We start from the raw sequence: 909 nt of genomic DNA, 5'->3' as shown, positions 1-909 counted from the left end.
TGCCGAGATTGGCGGTTGGAAGGCGCGCAATGGCAAGACGAGTTTTCAGACCGAGGTGCCCAAGCCGGCTACTAAGCCGGATCCCGAAATATCCCTAGAGGGCAGCCAGCCGCCTCACGTCGCGGTCACGCCGGTTACTAAGCCGGACCCTGAGATAGTGGAGGTTGACCAGCCGCCGCCCGACCTTGGCAAGGCGGCTACTAAGCGGGACCCAGAGACACTCCCAGAGGATAGCCAGCCGCCCGGCGTTGACCTGACTGGGATCTACAGAGCCCAGCAAGTCGCGCAACAAACGACGATGACCTGGAGCGGCGTCGCCACGGGCATATCCGAGCTTGGCAAGATTGCAGGTGCCGGCTTGAACATGGCAGCAACGATAGAGCAGGAGAAAAAGGCGAAGCTGGACGCGGAGGACACCGAGATACGCTCTCGCGCCGAGGATGAAACCGAATACAAGTCGGCATATGAAAGGATGATCAACGATGTTCTGGAAACGCTTTCTGAAGTGAGACGCGCCGATGCTGAGACGCGGAGCAAAATCGCCAACATGGGATGAGCTTTGGAACCAGTTAAACCTGCGCAGGAAAAGGAATGAGGAATGTCGGACGTAAGCTTCCCAACTCTGACGTATGCCAATATTGCCGGGGGACGGGGCCGGGCGGCCGCATTGGCACAGCTGCTCCAGATGGAACGATATAATTATCTCGAGCATCAACTCACAGATGAATTCGAGGACATGGAGAAGCTGAACGATTGGCTGAAGAGCGCGAACTCCGCTTTGGCCGAGCTACGCGTCAACCGGCCCGCTGACGACAAGCAAGAGAACGAATATGGCACGTTTGTGGACGCGCAGGGCAAAACCCAGAGCGTCCACAAGTGGATGATCGACAACGGCATCCCTATTGAGGA

The 909-nt window shown here is 57.5% G+C and carries 2 protein-coding genes; both read left to right on the top strand.

Annotated elements, in window-relative coordinates:
• A partial coding sequence (locus NKI38_RS33475; RefSeq protein WP_352665156.1) for a hypothetical protein occupies positions 1-556 on the top strand: 556 nt, incomplete at its 5' end.
• 42 nt (positions 557-598) lie between these two features.
• On the top strand, positions 599-909 hold a 311-nt coding region (locus NKI38_RS33470), incomplete at its 3' end, for a hypothetical protein (RefSeq protein ID WP_352658235.1).

It is taken from the genome of Mesorhizobium sp. M0621 (genome assembly GCF_040320745.1).
GTDB lineage: Bacteria > Pseudomonadota > Alphaproteobacteria > Rhizobiales > Rhizobiaceae > Mesorhizobium.
This window is presented reverse-complemented; position numbering and strand designations above follow the sequence as displayed.